Annotated in this window: 13 protein-coding genes; 6 read left to right on the top strand and 7 right to left on the bottom strand. The window is 59.1% G+C overall.

The window, feature by feature from the left end:
• Positions 1–13: 13 nt before the first annotated feature.
• Complete coding sequence (locus tag LOY36_RS22040; protein ID WP_019580926.1) at positions 14–1,141, bottom strand: branched-chain amino acid ABC transporter substrate-binding protein; 1,128 nt, start codon at positions 1,139–1,141, stop codon at positions 14–16.
• A gap of 350 nt (positions 1,142–1,491) precedes the next feature.
• On the opposite strand from LOY36_RS22040, the gene LOY36_RS22035 reads away from it, so the two are divergent.
• On the top strand, positions 1,492–1,797 hold the full coding sequence (locus tag LOY36_RS22035; protein WP_309475245.1) for a DUF2288 domain-containing protein: 306 nt from the start codon (positions 1,492–1,494) through the stop codon (positions 1,795–1,797).
• A gap of 289 nt (positions 1,798–2,086) precedes the next feature.
• Here the strand turns inward: LOY36_RS22035 and LOY36_RS22030 are convergent, their stop codons facing one another.
• The gene (locus LOY36_RS22030) at positions 2,087–4,285 is read right to left on the bottom strand and encodes a hypothetical protein (protein ID WP_019647896.1); all 2,199 of its coding nucleotides are present in this window, start codon (positions 4,283–4,285) and stop codon (positions 2,087–2,089) included.
• A gap of 197 nt (positions 4,286–4,482) precedes the next feature.
• Between LOY36_RS22030 and LOY36_RS22025 the strand changes: the two genes are divergently transcribed.
• Positions 4,483–5,379 carry an NAD(P)-dependent oxidoreductase gene (locus tag LOY36_RS22025; protein ID WP_258670955.1) on the top strand — a complete coding sequence of 299 codons (897 nt, stop codon included), beginning with the start codon at positions 4,483–4,485 and terminating at the stop codon, positions 5,377–5,379.
• Here LOY36_RS22025 and LOY36_RS22020 read toward each other — a convergent pair.
• The gene (locus tag LOY36_RS22020) at positions 5,270–7,546 is read right to left on the bottom strand and encodes a bifunctional diguanylate cyclase/phosphodiesterase (protein WP_258670952.1); all 2,277 of its coding nucleotides are present in this window, start codon (positions 7,544–7,546) and stop codon (positions 5,270–5,272) included. The genes LOY36_RS22025 and LOY36_RS22020 overlap by 110 nt on opposite strands.
• A gap of 148 nt (positions 7,547–7,694) precedes the next feature.
• Complete coding sequence (locus tag LOY36_RS22015) at positions 7,695–8,060, bottom strand: YkgJ family cysteine cluster protein (RefSeq protein WP_007935843.1); 366 nt, start codon at positions 8,058–8,060, stop codon at positions 7,695–7,697.
• Positions 8,061–8,322: 262 nt separating this feature from the next.
• Here LOY36_RS22015 and LOY36_RS22010 point away from each other — a divergent pair, with 262 nt between their 5' ends.
• Complete coding sequence (locus LOY36_RS22010) at positions 8,323–9,693, top strand: MFS transporter (protein ID WP_258674212.1); 1,371 nt, start codon at positions 8,323–8,325, stop codon at positions 9,691–9,693.
• A gap of 191 nt (positions 9,694–9,884) precedes the next feature.
• Here LOY36_RS22010 and rapA read toward each other — a convergent pair whose 3' ends face one another.
• The gene (gene rapA, locus LOY36_RS22005) at positions 9,885–12,731 is read right to left on the bottom strand and encodes an RNA polymerase-associated protein RapA (RefSeq protein WP_258670949.1); all 2,847 of its coding nucleotides are present in this window, start codon (positions 12,729–12,731) and stop codon (positions 9,885–9,887) included.
• A 229-nt stretch (positions 12,732–12,960) separates the two neighbouring features.
• On the opposite strand from rapA, the gene LOY36_RS22000 reads away from it, so the two are divergent.
• From LOY36_RS22000 to ccoM, 3 genes are all read left to right on the top strand, one after another.
• Positions 12,961–13,302: an aspartate-semialdehyde dehydrogenase gene (locus LOY36_RS22000; protein WP_138866218.1), complete on the top strand. Its 342-nt coding sequence runs from the start codon at positions 12,961–12,963 to the stop codon at positions 13,300–13,302.
• A gap of 104 nt (positions 13,303–13,406) precedes the next feature.
• Complete coding sequence (locus LOY36_RS21995; RefSeq protein ID WP_007935839.1) at positions 13,407–13,568, top strand: hypothetical protein; 162 nt, start codon at positions 13,407–13,409, stop codon at positions 13,566–13,568.
• Positions 13,569–13,712: 144 nt separating this feature from the next.
• Positions 13,713–13,829, top strand: a complete 117-nt coding sequence (gene ccoM / locus LOY36_RS28990; RefSeq protein ID WP_018926882.1) for a cytochrome c oxidase subunit CcoM — start codon at positions 13,713–13,715, stop codon at positions 13,827–13,829.
• A gap of 194 nt (positions 13,830–14,023) precedes the next feature.
• Here ccoM and LOY36_RS21990 read toward each other — a convergent pair whose 3' ends face one another.
• The gene (locus tag LOY36_RS21990) at positions 14,024–15,499 is read right to left on the bottom strand and encodes an inorganic phosphate transporter (protein WP_028939255.1); all 1,476 of its coding nucleotides are present in this window, start codon (positions 15,497–15,499) and stop codon (positions 14,024–14,026) included.
• Between the two features lie 377 nt (positions 15,500–15,876).
• A complete protein-coding gene (locus tag LOY36_RS21985; RefSeq protein WP_007935837.1) occupies positions 15,877–16,077 on the bottom strand; it encodes a hypothetical protein in 201 nt (66 codons plus the stop codon).
• Between the last annotated feature and the right edge of the window lie 155 nt (positions 16,078–16,232).

Genomic DNA, 16,232 nt, shown 5'->3' with positions numbered 1-16,232 from the left:
TCATGGAGCTAGCTTACTGAGGGGAAACTTCGGTTTTTGGTTTGCCGAAGTGCCACTCATAGACCACGAATTTGAAGTCTTTCAGGTCGCCCTTGCTGTCGAACGACAGATCACCGGTCGGGGTCTTGAAGGTGCCTTTGTGAATGGCTTCAGCCACCTTGGCGGTGTCTTCGCTCTTGGCAGCCTTGATACCTTCGGCAATCACTTCGACAGCCGAGTAGGCCGGGAACACGAACGGACCGCTTGGGTCCTGCTTCTTGTCGGCAAAGGCTTGTACCAGTGCTTTGTTGGCCGGGTCCTGGTCGAAGGATTTCGGCAGGGTGACCAACAGGCCTTCGGAAGCATTCTGGGCAATTTGCGAGATGGAGTCGTTGCCGACGCCTTCAGGCCCCATGAACTTGGCTTTCAGACCTTTTTCCTGGGACTGGCGCAGGATCAGGCCCAGCTCCGGGTGGTAGCCGCCGTAGTAGACGAAGTCGACGTTGGCTTGCTTGAGCTTCTGGATGATCGAGGAGAAGTCCTTGTCACCGGCGTTCAGGCCTTCGAACACGGCAACCTTGACGCCTTTCTTCTCAAGGGTCTGTTTCACGGCGGTGGCGATGCCTTCACCGTATTGCTGTTTGTCGTGCAGCACAGCAACGATCTTCGGTTTCACGTGATCGGCGATGTAGTTGCCGGCGGCAGGGCCCTGGGCGCTGTCCAGGCCGATGGTACGGAACACCAGCTTGTAACCACGGGTGGTGATGTCCGGGTTGGTGGCGGCCGGGGTGATCATGATCACGCCTTCGTCTTCGTAGATGTCCGAAGCTGGCTGGGTGGAGCTGGAGCACAGGTGGCCGACAACGAATTTCACACCATCGTTGACCACTTTGTTGGCGACGGCCACGGCTTGTTTAGGGTCGCACGCGTCGTCGTATTCCTTGGCTTCGAGCATCTTGCCGTCGACGCCGCCTTTGGCGTTGATCTGCTCGATGGCCATCTTGGCGCCGATGAACTGCATGTCGCCGTATTGAGTGACCGGGCCGGTTTTAGGGCCGGCGATGCCGATCTTGATGGTGTCGGCGGCGAACGAATGGCTGGCAACCCCGGCCAGAACCATAGCGGCAAACAGTTTGGAAATCTGCTTAGTAGCCTTAGTCATAGTGCTCCACTCTTGCTGTTGTAGTTTTTATAGTCCTGGCGCCGTAGCAGCAGAACCGGGTCAGATATCGTCGATATCCTCCGGAAAATGCCCCCGGCAACTGTACCGGTACAGTGTAGAGCGCCGATTGTTAGCCTGGGAAGCTGGCGCCAGGGGGCAAACCCTGAGGGTGTCGCTTTGTTGAAAGAAAAAGACAGAATCGCGGCAGGATGTTAGCTGGCTAATACTTGAAGCGACAGCATTCCCTGGCTTTCCCGGGTTTTTCAATCGGTGACGCAATTGCATCCGGGTTTTTCTGGCGCAATACCGACGTTATCATTCACATCGATTTCTTTTGCGGACAGCAACCCATGACTCAAGAACCTAGCACCCTCTATGCCAAGCTGCTTGGTGAAACCGCATCTATTACCTGGAAAGAGTTGGAGCCGTTCTTTGCCAAGGGTGCCCTATTGTGGGTCGATCCTGGTCTGGATTTGATCGCGGTGGCGGAGGCCGTAGCGACGGATGAAGGCGAGAAAGTCGCTGCCTGGCTGGCCGCCGACAAGGTCGCCAAGCTGTCTGAAACGCGGGCGCTGGATATTTTCGAGCGTGATCCGGAGCTGTGGGCCGTGGTTGTTTCGCCGTGGATTATGATCCAGGAAAGGGCGACGGCTTGAATGCTCGCACCGATATGGTGCTTGGTTTTGTCGGGCAAAAGTGTGTAGCCGAGTAGCGTGATGGCACGTTGCCGTGGAGAAAGGCCACAGAAAGGCCGGTATAACGGTGACGTAAACGTAACGGGAACAGTTTATTGAGCAGCCGATGGGCTGCTCAATTGTTTCTGGGTGTTGGAAAAAAAAGATCAAAAAATCAGATCAAAAGATCGCAGCCTGCGGCAGCTCCTACAGAGGAATTGCGTACACTCCGTAGGAGCTGCCGAAGGCTGCGATCTTTAAAGGCTCGACCTCAATAAGCCGTCTTGCCCGTATGGTTATTCAGCGAAATAACCTTGGTCTTGCCAATCCGGTGACGGTAGATCTCGCGTAGGTACTTGATCGCCTTCTTCACGCAATCGCGCGACAAACGAATGTCATTGATCGAGACGAACTTGTCCTTGTCGTTGATCAGCTCGCGGTACTTCTTCTCGTACATCGGTTTGATCGCGTACCAGTTGGTGTCGAGGATCTTCGCCGGGTTTTCGAATTCGTTGAGCAGGTCGTCGATCCGGTCTTCGTCGAAGTCTTCATGGATGATGAAGTCCAGGATCGAGTTATCCAGCGTTTCGTCGAAGCGATACGGATTTTTTGCGAAGCAACGCTTGATGAACGCCACGATCAGCGTCAGGAAGTCGTCCGACAGGCACGGGCTCTTGGCGATCAGGGTGGTCAGCGACAGGTTGGCCGAGGCGCCGATCACCAGTGCATAACGCTTGAGCGTGGTGTTGGGGAACAGGCTGTTGAGGTGGGTCTTCAACCGGTTCAGGTCCATGTAGGACAGCTTGTAGTCTTTCGGCAGGGAGACGATCGATACCACCGACGAGCAATTCTTGAAGAAGTGCAGGTCGTGCAGAGCGGCCGCGTCATAGCCCGAATTCTTGTACTGCTCGAGCGAGGCGCGGTAGCGCTTGGACTCGATTGGCAACAGGCTGATGCCTTCGATTGCCTGGGTGACTTTGTTGAAGTGCGGCAGGTCGATGGAGCGGAAGAACAGGTCGTCGATGTTCAGGCGCTGCGGCTCTTTGTCGAACACCTTGAACTTGTCGCTGCTTGGCGGCGGCGTTTCCGGCACCACGGACTCGGCGTAGGCAATGGCCACCGGGCCGGCCAGGCTCATGAACAGGTCGTTGGCGTCCAGGCGAATGGTTTCGCCGATGTCGATGCCGGCACGACGGAAATAGTTCTGGTCGTAGTCGGTGGTCACCGCCTGCGCTGTCAGAATGTTGAAGATCTGCTGTGAGATGTACTGGTTGGCGTGCTTTTCCATCGCGTTGACGTCGATGTTCTGGATGTTGCCGTCATCGCTTTCTTCGGCATAACGCATGATGTCGTTGGAGATCAGCATCATCGCGTTCCATGGGCGGATACGGCCCATGACGCTGGCTTCGCTGCTGTCTTCGTTGGCGAAGTTGTATGAGAAGTCCCATTCTTCCGACAGGTATTTGCACAGCAGGCGACCGGCGTTGATGTGCAGCGCTTCGGACATTTCACTGCGGTGATCGGAAATGTTCGGCAGTACGCAGATACCGCTGGTGAAGATCGGCTCGAAGACGAAGGAATGGCCGCTCTTGCCGTCGTGTTCGTCCATCGGCTTGGTGTCGAACGTCTTGTTCATGTACGAGTGCTGCTGGGCCAGGCCGAATTCCGAGGCCATGCCCGAACCGGTACCGCCACCGGCACTGAAGATCGAGAAGTACAGGCGCGACTGGTTGGCCTTGATCCCGCAGCTGTCGATCAGGTACGAGTGAATCATCTTCCAGTCGGGGCTGGAGAAGCGCTGGGTGTCCTTGTTCAGGATGATCTTGGCCAGGTACTGGCCGAGGATCGGCGCGTTACCGGCGCCACCAGCGTGGACTTCCGACAAGTCCATGATTTTCATTTTGCTGTAGTCGCGCAAAAAGCCGCTTTTTTCGCCCTTGCGCGAGAAACGGATGCGACCGGCGATGTCCTTGTCCAGGTCGCCGAGCATCACCAGCGGTTCCACCAGGAACACCGGTTTGGTGGCCTTGTTCGGCCCCAGGCGCAGGTTGTTGCGAATCCACTGCGCCGGGCTGTAGCCCTTTTCGGCGTAGCGTTTATCCGGCGACAGACGGTCTTCGTTGTTGAATTCGTTGAGGTAGAACTTGCGGGCGTTGTACACCAGCTCCGCCACGTCCAGCGCGATGTTCGAACCGCAGCGGCCCAGGCCGATCAGGCACACCGAGGGGAATTCCTGGTCGTTGTGCTGTTCGTTGTCGCCTTCCAGATGGGGCGGGCGCGGGAACACCAGGTCGCGCAGGCCGTCGAGGTTGTCGAGGATGCGGTCGGTATTGGTTTCGGTGAAGTACAGGTATTGCTGAGTCGACAGCGGACGCGACGGGGGCAATGGCTTCGACGATGAGGGGCTGTTCGCCGCGGGGCTCAGGGTCAGGTCGGATACCGCGGTGGCCGGATTGTTTTTAGAAGTCATTGTGCGCCATATACCTGGACTGGTCGGCTCGGCGACAAGTGTCATCGAGTCATCACGGAATGGGATCTCGCGTCTTTTTTTAGCGCGAATGTGGCCCAAGCGTCAGGGCCTTGGCCTGAACATCGCTCGGGGGAATCCTTTCCTTAACCATGATGAATCGGCCAATATTCGATGATCTTTAATCAAAGGGAGGCTAAATGATGGCAACGTTGCCTGCGCTGGGGTTCGCCGGAATCGGCCTGATGGGTTTGCCGATGTGCCGACGCCTGTTGGCGGCTGGTTATCCACTGACGGTGTGGAACCGCAACCCGGCCAAGTGTGCAGCGCTGGTCGAGGCTGGTGCGCGGCAAGTGGCGACACCGGCCGAGCTGTGTCAGCACGCCGACGTGGTGATGTTGTGCCTGGCCGATACCGCGGTGGTTCGTGAGGTGGTGTTTGGCGCGGCTGGCGTTGCCGAGGGGGCGAAAAGCGGCCAGTTGCTGGTGGATTTTTCCAGCCTGGAGCCCACCGCAACGCGGGAAATGGCCACAGCACTGGCCAATAAAACCGGGATGGGTTGGCTCGATGCGCCAGTGTCCGGCGGGGTGGTCGGCGCCGAGGCCGGCAGCCTGGCGATCATGGTCGGTGGCGAGGCGGCAGACCTTGCGCGCGTGCGGCCGGTGTTGCTGACCCTTGGCCAGCGCGTGACCCACATGGGTGCGGTCGGCGCGGGGCAGGTGACCAAGGCCTGCAATCAGATGATCGTCGCCTGCAATGCCTTGGTCATTGCTGAAGTGGTGGCCCTGGCCGAGCGCTCCGGGGTCGATGCCAGCCTGATTGCCGAGGCGCTGGCCGGTGGTTTCGCTGATTCAAAACCGTTGCAGATTCTCGCGCCGCAAATGGCCGAAAGTCGTTTCGAACCCGTGAAATGGCACGTACGCACGCTGCTTAAGGATCTCGATACCGCCGTGAAGTTTTCCCGCGAACGGGGTTCGGCCACGCCGATCAGCGGATTGGCCGCACAACTGATGCGCCTCCATGGGGGGCAGGGGTTCCTGGAAAAGGATCCCTCGACGTTAGTGCAGTTGTACCGTGAGCCAGACTCAACGGATTGACGGCATGCGTGTGCTGGTTGATTTCGGCCAGCACCGGCCGCAACTCGGCCAGCGGCACCGGATGGCTAAGCAGGTAGCCCTGGACGAAATCGCAGCCGTGGCGTTGGAGAAAGTCGTATTGCTCGAGGGTCTCGACACCTTCGGTGACGACCTGCAAATGCAGGGTATGGGCCATGACGATAATGGCCTGGACGATTTCCATGTCCTGGGTGGCCATGGGAATGTCCTGAATGAACGAGCGGTCGATCTTCAGCGTGTTTAATGGCAGGCGCCTGAGGTAGGCCAGGGATGAATAGCCGGTGCCGAAGTCGTCGATCGACAACGAAACACCAAGGGCGCGAATCTGCCGCAGCAACACCAGGGTGTTGGAAATATTGCCCATCAATGCATTCTCGGTCACCTCCAGCTCCAGTCGCTGGGGCGTCACCCCGTAGATGCGCAGGGCGTGTTCGATTTCATCGGCCAGTTCTTCTCGCGCCAGGTTCAGGGGCGAGCAATTCACTGCGATCTTGAGGTCTTCGCAATCGTGGCGGGACAGTTCGCCCAGGTCTGCACAGGCTTTGCGCAATACCCAATTGTCCAGTTCGGCGATCAGGCCGTTGGCCTCGGCGATGGCGATGAACCTGTCCGGCGTCAACAATCCGTGAACCGGGTGTTGCCAGCGGACCAGCGCTTCAAGTTTGCTGACTCGGCCGATTCTCAGGTCATAGATCGGCTGGTAATACAGCATCAACCCGGAGTCTTCGCGCAGGGCGTGACGCAGTTCTTCTTCGAGTTGCAACTCCAGGGTGGCGCGGGCTTTCAGGTTTGAACTGAAAAAGTGCAACCCGTTACGACCGCTGCCCTTGGACTGATACAGCGCCAGGTCAGCGTTCTTCAGCAGTTCTTCGCAGGTTTTGCCGTCTTCCGGAAACAGGCTGATGCCGATGCTGGTGGTCATGACCATGCGCCGTCCGGACAACTCGATGGGGTCCTTCATTTTCAGCATGATGCGCTGGGCCATGTGCCGCGCTTCTTCACGGTCGTACAAGTTGATGAGGAGGCAGAATTCGTCGCCTCCGAAACGCGCCACCACGTCTTCGTGGCTGCGCACCGAAGCCTTGATATGGCTGGCGAGGACTTTGAGCAATTCGTCGCCGGCGTCATGGCCAAGGCTGTCGTTGATCCGCTTGAAGTGATCGATGTCGAGGAATATCACCGCGAGCATGCCGCCTTCGTTGGTTTTTTCGATGAGTTTTTCGGCGAAGAGCTGGTTGAAGCCCCGGCGGTTGAGCAGGTTGGTCAAGGGGTCGTAATGCGCCACCTGTTGCAGCGACATGCGTGCCTGATCCAGTTGACCGAGCAGGGCGTTGACCCGCTGCAGGTCGGACTCCTTGTGTTGCAGCTTCTTGTCCGCCAGTGCGGCACTGATGCTGCTGCCGATGATCAACAGCGCCATCACTGCCACTGTCAGCCCCAGTTGCAGGTGATTGTTGTCGCCGGGCAGCGGTTGAAGGCTGTCATCGGGCAGCACCAGGTTGAGCGATGCCATGCCGGTGAAATGCATGCTGACGATGCCGGCCCCGAGCACCAGGCTGGCGGTGTATTTGAACAGTAGATGATACGCACCGGTGTCATCGCGCAAGTGACTGGAAATCAACAGGGCAGCCAGACTGGCACCGATGGCGATCACCACGGAGAGCACGAACAGGGCGGGTTGGTAATAGACCAGCGCATTCGATCGCAGTGCGGCCATGCCCACATAGTGCATGGTCGCGATGCCCAGGCCGATCCACACCGCGGCCCGCAGGTATTGCCAGAAATTCAGTTGGGGATGGCTCAGGGTGTACATGGCCAGCCACGAGGCGGTCAGGGCGAACAACAGCGAGATCAGGGTGGTGGGCAGGTGGTAATGGATTTCGATCGGCACCTGGAACGCCAGCATGCTGATGAAGTGCATGGACCAGATACCGCCCGCCAGACACCCGGCGCCGACCCAGCGCCAGAGTCGTTGAGAGGCGGACTTTTCCACATGACCCACCCGCTCGGTCATGTCCAGCGTGGCGAAACCGGCCGTGCAGGCGACCAGATAGGCCAGCAACACCAGAAACGGGTTATGGGTGCAATTGAGTATGACCTGCCCGCTTTCCGGCAGCCCGGTCATGAAATGCAAACCAAGCCACTCCATAGCATGTCCCGTCTGTGAGTCATCTTGGCCTGCGTCATGCGCGCTGGCGAATGCTGGCAGTATAGAGGGCTTACACGGAGCGCAAGGGATGATAGCGCAATGATGTCAAATATTTTTCGAATGGCTTGATTGCGGTCGTTGCCAAGCCTTAGGCGATCTGCTCAAAAGGCGTTTCGAATTCAGGTTGCAGGGCGGGTAGCCCGAACGCGGCCCGTGCCGCATCGCAATCCACGTTCGCCTCGCCATTGGCCCAAGAGGCGTCGAACTCCCGACAAGTGCTGGAACGCTGATCGTAAATCGAGCACTGCACGGTGCTGCCCACTTCACCCACCAGACCGACACAGCGAACAGGTTTGCAGTCTGTGCCCAGCATGGCCACCCGGCTGGGGCTGATGGATGCGACCAGTTCGTCAGGCACCGTGCCCCCGGCCGAGGTGCATTCACCCCAGAAAAAAGATACGCGGAAATGAGAACAGCAGGCACCGCAATTCAGACACGGACTGGCTTCGGACATGGGCAATGATCAAAGGAGGAATGGGAACGGGGTGGGCAGACAAGGCCGCTATTCTAGGCTTCGCCATGCCGTTGGGAAGGGGGGCGCAGAGGTATTTTTCCAGCCTGCGACTGATGGTGAAAAAACTGGCTTCCTGACAGCACTGATCCCACAGGTTATGCGTGGCGCCATGGGCTGATATCAGCCTTGCGAATAATGACAGACAGCCCTGACGGGCCTGACTAGATTGGAGGTTCCGGGGACAGTGACGGCCCCAACAACAATAAAAAGAGACGGACCCATGCAGAACTCGACCCAAGCGGCGAATGCCTGGCGCATTCTGTTCCTGTTGTTCCTGGCCAACCTGTTCAACTTCTTCGATCGCACCATTCCGGCGATCATCATCGAGCCGATCCGCATGGAATGGCACCTCAGCGACTTTCAGCTGGGGATCATCGGGACTGCATTCACCATCGTCTACGCCATTGCCGGCCTGCCTCTGGGGCGATTGGCCGATACTGGCTCGCGCAGCAAACTGATGGGCTGGGGCCTGGCGGCATGGAGCGGGCTGACCGCGGTCAACGGGTTGGTGGGCAGTTTCTGGAGTTTCCTGATCGTGCGGATGGGCATCGGCATCGGTGAAGCCAGTTACGCGCCGGCTGCCAACTCGCTGATCGGCGACTTGTTCCCGGCGCATCGTCGGGCGCGGGCCATGGGCATTTTCATGCTCGGCTTGCCGCTGGGCCTGTTGCTGGCGTTCTTCACCATTGGTGCGATGGTGAAGGCGTTCGACAGCTGGCGTGCGCCGTTCTTTATCGCGGCGGTGCCGGGGTTGATCCTGGCGGTCTTCATGTTCTTCATCAAAGAGCCGAAACGTGGCGCGGCGGAAAGCGTGCAGGTTTCACAGGAGCGCGTGGACCGGCCGATCCGTCGAGTGCTGGCGGTGCCGACTTTTCTGTGGCTGGTGATGGCGGGGCTTTGTTTCAACTTCGCCACCTATGCCTGCAACTCGTTTCTGGTGCCGATGCTGCAGCGTTATTTTCTGATGTCGTTACAGGACGCGGCGGTGGCGACCGGGCTGATCGTCGGAGTGACCGGGTTGTTCGGCCTGACATTAGGCGGATGGATTGCCGACAAGATTCACCAGCGGGTGGCCAACGGGCGACTGCTGTTCGCCGCGTTCAGCCTGATCATTTCGACGTTGTGCACGGCTTGGGCGCTGCATGCCGGGCGGATCGAGATCGGGGTATTTGTCGCGGTGTTCAGCCTGGGGTGGTTGTTCGCCTACAACTTCTACACCTGCGTGTACACGGCGATCCAGGACGTGGTCGAACCACGCCTGCGGGCGACGGCGATGGCGTTGTTCTTTGCCGGGTTGTATCTGTTGGGCGGTGGTTTGGGGCCGGTGGTGGTGGGCGGTCTGTCCGATCACTTCGCCCATACCGCGATGCTCTCGGCGGGTGCCGAGCAGATGACCGAGGCGTTCAAGGCAGTTGGCTTGCATGACGCGATGTACCTGATCCCGGTGGCGCTGTTTTTCACCATGGTGTTTCTGTTTTTGGCGTCGCGGTGTTTTGTCAGGGATGCCAAGCGGATGAAGGAAGGGTTGGTGGCGGTGGTTGAACCCGGGATTGCAGCGGCGCCCGCGGTTTAAGATCAAAAGATCGTCCGATCGCGGCCCGAGCCTTCGGCAGCTCCTACAAGGGCATCGTGATCGGCGCGGCCCCTGTAGGAGTTGCCGAAGGCTGCGATCTTGGCGGCGGTTGTTTCACCACAGATCCTCAGAAAGCAAAAAGGCCCGCATCGCTGCGGGCCTTTTCATTTTTGGCGATGGAGCAGGGCGGTTTAGCCCGCTACCAACACCCGAATCGCTTCCAGTCGCAATGCCGCTTTGTCGAGCATGGCCAGGCCTTGCTCGCGCTGCTTGCGCAGGGCAACCAGTTCGCTGTCGCGCACGGTCGGGTTGACCGCTTGCAAGGCGGTCAGGCGCGCCAGTTCTTCGTCGGTATCGGCCGCCAGGCGACGTTGTGCCTCGGCCACGCGCTCGGCGTGACGCGGGGTGATCTTCTCTTCGCCGGCGTTGATCCGTGGCGTCAGCTGGTCGCGCTGGGCCTGGATGAACTTGTTGGCGCTGGCGCGGGGCACGCTTTCCAGTTGATCGTTCAGGGTTTCGAACGACACCCGGGCCGACAGGTCATTGCCATTGGCGTCGAGCAGGCAGCGCAGGGCGGCCGGCGGCAGGTAACGGCCCAGTTGCAGCGAACGCGGGGCAACCACTTCGCTGACGTAGAGCAGTTCCAGCAACACGGTGCCCGGTTTCAGCGCCTTGTTCTTGATCAGCGCCACGGCGGTGTTGCCCATCGAGCCGGACAACACCAGGTCCATGCCGCCCTGAACCATCGGGTGTTCCCAGGTGATGAACTGCATGTCTTCACGAGACAGCGCCTGGTTGCGGTCGTAGGTGATGGTCACGCCTTCGTCGTCGCCCAGCGGGAAGCTGGCGTCGAGCATTTTTTCGCTGGGCTTGAGGATCAGCGCATTTTCCGAATGGTCTTCGCTGTCGATGCCGAAGGCGTCGAACAGGGTTTCCATGTAGATCGGCAGGGCGAACTGATCGTCCTGTTCAAGGATGTCTTCGACCAGCGCATCGCCTTCACCCGCTCCGCCGGAGTTGAGTTCCAGCAAGCGGTCGCGACCGGTGTGCAGTTCGTCTTCCAGACGCTCGCGCTCGGCGCGGGCCTCGTCAATCAGCGCTTTCCATTCGCCATCGTCGGTCTCTTCCAGCAGCGGCAGCAGGCGCGGGCCGAACTGATGCTGCAAGGCGTTGCCGGTCGGGCAGGTGTTGAGGAATGCGTTCAGCGCTTCGTGGTACCACTGGAACAGCCGCTCTTGCGGGCTGGTTTCCAGGTACGGCACGTGCAGTTCGATGACGTGCTTCTGGCCGATCCGGTCGAGACGACCGATACGTTGCTCCAGCAGGTCCGGGTGCGAAGGCAGGTCGAACAGCACCAGATGGTGCGAGAACTGGAAGTTACGGCCTTCACTGCCGATTTCCGAGCAGATCAGCACCTGGGCGCCGAATTCTTCGTCCGCGAAGTAGGCGGCGGCGCGGTCACGCTCAAGGATGTTCATGCCTTCGTGGAACACCGTGGCCGGAATACCGGAACGCACGCGCAGGGCGTCTTCCAGGTCCATGGCTGTTTCGGCGTGGGCACAGATCACCAGCACTTTGGTGCGCTTGAGCATTTTCAGGGTGTCGATCAGCCACTCGACGCGCGGGTCGAATTTCCACCAGCGTTCTTCTTCGTTGGCGTCCGGCTGGGACTGGAAGCTGACTTCCGGGTACAGCTCGATGTGATCGCCCAGCGGCAGTTCGAGGTATTCGGCCGGGCACGGCAGCGGGTATGGGTGCAGTTTGCGCTCCGGGAAACCCTGCACGGCGGCGCGGGTATTACGGAACAGCACGCGGCCAGTGCCATGGCGGTCCAGCAGTTCACGGACCAGACGGGCGCTGGCTTCGGTATCGCCATCGTTAACGGCGGTCAGCAGAGCTTCGCCTTCGTTACCGAGGAAGCCGTGAATGGTCTTGTGCGCTTCAGGCGACAGGCGCCCTTTATCCAGCAGCTCCTGAACGGCTTCGGCCACCGGGCGATAGTTTTCGCTCTCGGCGCGGAAGGCGTGCAGGTCATGGAAACGGTTCGGGTCGAGCAGGCGCAGACGGGCGAAGTGGCTGTCCTGGCCCAGTTGTTCCGGGGTCGCGGTCAGCAGCAATACGCCGGGAATGACTTCAGCCAGTTGCTCCACCAGGGAGTACTCAGGGCTAACCTGGTCTTCGTGCCACACCAGGTGGTGCGCTTCGTCGACCACCAGCAAATCCCAGCCGGCGGCGAACAGCGCGTCTTGGGCTTTCTCGTCTTCCACCAACCATTCGAGTGCAACCAGGGCGAGCTGGGTGTCTTCGAACGGGTTGGCGGCATCGCTTTCGATGAAGCGTTCTTCGTCGAACAGCGCAACTTGCAGGTTGAAGCGGCGGCGCATCTCCACCAGCCACTGGTGCTGGAGGTTTTCCGGCACCAGGATCAGCACTCGGTTGGCGCGGCCCGAGAGCAGTTGGCGATGGATCACCAGACCGGCTTCGATGGTCTTGCCCAGGCCCACTTCGTCGGCCAGCAGAACCCGCGGCGCGATACGGTCGGCGACTTCACGGGCGATGTGCAACTGGTGCGCGATCGGTTGCGCGCGCACGCCGCCCAGGCCCCAGAGCGATGACTGCAACTGGCGGCTGGTGTGTTCCAGGGTGTGATAACGCAGGGAGAACCAGGCCAGCGGGTCGATCTGGCCGGCGAACAGACGGTCGCTCGCCAGTCGGAACTGAATGAAGTTCGACAGCTGGGTTTCCGGCAGGGTGACCACTTCGTTCTGCCCATTGAGGCCGTGGTAGACCAGCAGGCCGTCGATGTCGTCGACTTCCTGTACGGTCAGTTTCCAGCCTTCGAAGTGAGTAATCGAGTCACCCGGCGAAAACCGCACGCGGGTGAGGGGCGCATTCCGTAGCGCGTACTGGCGAGTGTCGCCAGTGGCCGGGTAGAGCACGGTCAACAAGCGGCCGTCCTGTGCCAGAACGGTGCCTAAACCCAGCTCGGCTTCGCTGTCACTGATCCAGCGTTGCCCCGGTTGATACTGCTGCGCCATGCTGCCTGACTCCCACCTTGAAAAAGCGGGCTATCTTAACGGAATGAGCCTTCAGGGCCAAAGGATTACTCAGTAGGAGCTACCGAAGGCTGCGATCTTTTGATCTTCAAGCCCTGAAAAGATCGCAGCCTTCGGCAGCTCCTGTCTGTGCGTTGGGTTACAAGTTTTCGACCGATGGCTCAAGTCGCCATCCCCGCAGCCGACAGCCTGCTGACAGGAGACTAATAATATGCTGCCACCGATGCTCCCCTTGAGCGCCGTGCCGATCACTTCACAGCAGGATCCGATCCGCCAGCGCCCGGATATTCCCCCCGTGGTGCCGGTGCAGGAAAGCTCCAATGAAAGCACGATCGACCTGCAAAACCGCGACCCGGAAGAGGCGGGCCTGCAGCTGCGCGAGGAGCAGCGTCGGCAACAGGAACGGGAGCGGCGCCGTCGCGAGGCCGATGAGGATCCTGAAGAGCATCTGGCGATCCCCGGTAATGAGCTCAATGCCGACAATACCGTGCCGGTGGTGCCGTTGATGGAGAATCAGCCACGTCAGGGGTTGTGGGTCGATATTGAGATCTGAAGTGTCGGAGACTGGTCAGCGCCCGCGCCAGACCGCATTATTGGCGCAATCCTGTCGCCTTTAGCCGGCAGCTGAATTCATTTCCAAGCGATGCACTGAACGCCATGAGCCAAGATGACAAGCTGATCGACCTCAATTCTGAACGTGCCAAACGGGTTCATGACCTAAATGAAAAGCGCCTGAACGAAGTGCGCCAGGCATTTGAGCAGGCCATGCCGTTGGGTAAAGCGAAGAAAAAGCCGAAGAACAAACCGAAAAAGCGTTGAAACACCCTGCATCCGTTGATGCAGGTCAGTTATTTCCCTTCCTTTACGCCCAGTCTCGGGCGGCATTGATCCCGGTCAATTTTCTCTCCTGCCCGATTGGTTAACTTAGCCCCATCGCAACAGGGCAAGTCCAGGAGGCCAGTCATGTTTTTCGATAACGTGGTGATCGCCGGAGTGCTGACAGTCGGCCTCATGGTTCTGTTTTTTGCAGGGTTTGGATTTTTTATCTGGAAGGATTCGCATAAGCGGAGAAAACCGTAGTTCTTTCTGGAGCAATGAGCACGCAAGGCATTTTGGGCGACTTCGGTCGCCCTTTTTTTTTTGTGCGATCGAAAGGGACGCGGAGCGTCCCGGGCTGCATTCCCACGCAGAGTGTGGGAACGATCTAATACCGAAATGCGGGCAATAAAAAAGGCGCGAACCTCACGGAACGCGCCTTTTTCAGTAGCGGTGTATCAGCTACCCAGTGCCTTGGAGGCCAGCCAGAACAGGCCGGCCGACAGGCCTACGGTGGCTGGCAGGGTCAGGACCCAGGCCAGCAGGATGGTTTTGACGGTGCCGCCTTGCAGGCCGCTTTTGTTCGCGACCATGGTGCCGGCCACGCCTGAGGACAGGACGTGGGTAGTGGAGACGGGCAGGCTGAAGATGTTGGCCAGGCCGATCATGCTCGCCGTGGTGATCTGCGCCGACATGCCTTGGGCATAGGTCATGCCTTGCTTGCCGATTTTCTCGCCGATGGTCAGTACCACGCGCTTCCAGCCGACCATGGTACCCAGGCCGAGGGCCAGTGCGACCGCCAGAATCACCCAGAACGGGGCGTATTCAGTGGTGGTGGTCAGGTCCTTGCGCAGTTTGTCCAGGTCAGCCTTTTCACGGGCAGCGAGGCCAGGCAGCTTGCTGACTTTCTTAGCCGTGTCGTCCAGGCAGAGCAGGTAACGACGCACTTCGATGCGGCTTTCCGCCGGCAGCGAGTGGTAGTCGGCTACACCCTTGAGGGTGTCGAGCAGGGCGGCGATGGTCGGTTCGGTCTGTTGCGGGTTGCAACGGAATTTCTCCGGCAGATCACCTTCCACGCTTTTGCCCAGGGCCAGGAAATCACCCAGCGTATCGGCATTGCGCTTGTAGAACTGGCTCAGGTGCAGGGTTGCATCGCGCGTCCGTTCGATCTGGTAGGTGGTGCTGCCCAGGTCGAGTACGAATTGCGCCGGGACGATACCGATCAGCACCAGCATGATCAGGCCGATACCTTTCTGGCCATCGTTCGAGCCGTGCACGAAGCTGACCGCCATCGCCGAAATCACCAGTACCAGACGGTTCCAGAACGGCGGGTGTTTCTTGTCGTCGATCTTGCGGCGCTGTTCCGGTGTCTTGTGCATCTTGGACAGCGGACGCCACCATTTAAGGCCGATCAGCACCAGGGCGGCAACAAGGAAGCCGGCCATCGGCGAGAACACCAGGGACGCGCCGATGTCGATCGCTTTCTGCCAGTTCACGCCGTCGGCCAACGGAATGTCGTTGATCAGGGCGTTGGCCAGGCCGACACCGAGGATCGAACCGATCAGCGTATGGGAGCTGGAGGCCGGGATACCGAAGTACCAGGTGCCCAGGTTCCAGGTGATGGCGGCGGCGAGTAACGAGAACACCATGGCCAGCCCGTGACCGGTGTTCACATTGATCAACAGTTCTACCGGCAGCAGATGGACGATGGCATACGCCACCCCCACACCGCCCAGCAGCACGCCGAGGAAGTTGAACACACCGGAAAAGAACACCGCCAGATGAGGCGGCATGGCTTTGGTGTAGATAACAGTGGCCACCGCGTTTGCGGTGTCATGAAAGCCGTTGATGAACTCGAAGGCGAGGACAAAGGCCAGGGCGAGCAAGAGGCTCACAAGCACCCAAGCATCCAGTCCGCTGAATAAATCGATCATGAAGGTTTTCTGACCCGTTCGTAAGGGGGCGCGATTATGCCAGAAAAGACTGATAATCGATGCACTTGCTGCTCATCGGTTACATTCTTCAATGAATTAGTAGGTGGCAATCCCCTGAATCCCAGGGTTTTTCAGGGGCCTACAAGTCATTGAATTCGCTTGGAAAGGCAGCTGCCACAAGGGTTTCTCTCGTTGGGACGAGAGGCTTGAACGCTTGTGTGAAATATCTGAGAAGAAGGTCAGGCAAGAGCCGTTTGCCTCATCGAATGGATGAGGAAGCCGCTGCCCGCTTGTAGCGGGCGCGAAAAGCACCATCGATACAACCCGCTTTTAACGGGTGCAGACGCAGGCTCTTGAAAGGATTCAAGTCGAGGCGGTCATGGCTCTTCGGCTTTGAGTTCCTTTTCCATCTTCTGCAATTCCTGGGTGAAGGCCTGATCCTGAACGGTGGCGCGTTTACGCCAGGGTTTGCGTTCGGGTTCGGGCTGAGCGGCGTAGGTGGTGACTTCCCCGCCGTAAACTTCCTTGTAACGTTGTTCCTGGCGCTCAAGTTCCGCGCGCAGTTCGTCTTTCGTCACAGTGCTACCTGATTGAGTTGAGATTAATTCTGGTGAAACGCGCTGCATCGATCTATTGACCATGCTCGTCGAAAGGACAATGCCTGATACGACATCGTTCCCACGGCACAATCAATACTTCAATGTTGCAGGCGGCCACGGCACCAGAGCAAAAC

This window comes from Pseudomonas sp. B21-019, from assembly GCF_024749225.1.
Taxonomy (GTDB): Bacteria; Pseudomonadota; Gammaproteobacteria; order Pseudomonadales; family Pseudomonadaceae; genus Aquipseudomonas.
Note: the sequence above shows the minus strand (reverse complement) of the source record. Positions and strands in the feature narration are given on the sequence as shown.

Bases quoted from the DNA above. Each gene is read 5' to 3' on its own strand.
- LOY36_RS21990 (WP_028939255.1), bottom strand. From the start codon at position 15,499: ATGATCGATTTATTCAGCGGACTGGATGCTTGGGTGCTTGTGAGCCTC.
- LOY36_RS22015 (WP_007935843.1), bottom strand. From the start codon at position 8,060: ATGTCCGAAGCCAGTCCGTGTCTGAATTGCGGTGCCTGCTGTTCTCAT.
- LOY36_RS22000 (WP_138866218.1), top strand. From the start codon at position 12,961: ATGCTGCCACCGATGCTCCCCTTGAGCGCCGTGCCGATCACTTCACAG.
- LOY36_RS22020 (WP_258670952.1), bottom strand. From the start codon at position 7,546: ATGGAGTGGCTTGGTTTGCATTTCATGACCGGGCTGCCGGAAAGCGGG.
- ccoM (WP_018926882.1), top strand. From the start codon at position 13,713: ATGTTTTTCGATAACGTGGTGATCGCCGGAGTGCTGACAGTCGGCCTC.
- LOY36_RS22035 (WP_309475245.1), top strand. From the start codon at position 1,492: ATGACTCAAGAACCTAGCACCCTCTATGCCAAGCTGCTTGGTGAAACC.
- LOY36_RS21995 (WP_007935839.1), top strand. From the start codon at position 13,407: ATGAGCCAAGATGACAAGCTGATCGACCTCAATTCTGAACGTGCCAAA.
- LOY36_RS22025 (WP_258670955.1), top strand. From the start codon at position 4,483: ATGATGGCAACGTTGCCTGCGCTGGGGTTCGCCGGAATCGGCCTGATG.
- LOY36_RS22030 (WP_019647896.1), bottom strand. From the start codon at position 4,285: ATGACTTCTAAAAACAATCCGGCCACCGCGGTATCCGACCTGACCCTG.
- LOY36_RS22040 (WP_019580926.1), bottom strand. From the start codon at position 1,141: ATGACTAAGGCTACTAAGCAGATTTCCAAACTGTTTGCCGCTATGGTT.
- rapA (WP_258670949.1), bottom strand. From the start codon at position 12,731: ATGGCGCAGCAGTATCAACCGGGGCAACGCTGGATCAGTGACAGCGAA.